The sequence below is a fragment of the Faecalibacterium sp. DFI.5.82 genome (assembly GCF_029076575.1).
In the GTDB taxonomy this organism is placed as follows: domain Bacteria; phylum Bacillota; class Clostridia; order Oscillospirales; family Ruminococcaceae; genus Faecalibacterium; species Faecalibacterium duncaniae.
The window spans coordinates 1-255 of the sequence record NZ_JARFIS010001213.1; the positions used below are offsets into that span (position 1 = coordinate 1).

Genomic DNA, 255 nt, shown 5'->3' on the forward strand with positions numbered 1-255 from the left:
GAAGAAGATTTAACACTTTTTAAGTGATAAATATCATTTATAAAGAGTTTGATCCTGGCTCAGGACGAACGCTGGCGGCGCGCCTAACACATGCAAGTCGAACGAGCGAGAGAGAGCTTGCTTTCTCAAGCGAGTGGCGAACGGGTGAGTAACGCGTGAGGAACCTGCCTCAAAGAGGGGGACAACAGTTGGAAACGACTGCTAATACCGCATAAGCCCACAGGTCGGCATCGACCAGAGGGAAAAGGAGCAATC

The 255-nt window shown here is 49.8% G+C and carries 1 rRNA gene; it reads left to right on the forward strand.

The features are described 5' to 3' along the window. Positions 1-36: 36 nt before the first annotated feature. Positions 37-255: ribosomal RNA gene (locus P0G09_RS20775) — 16S ribosomal RNA — on the forward strand; the annotation flags it as partial.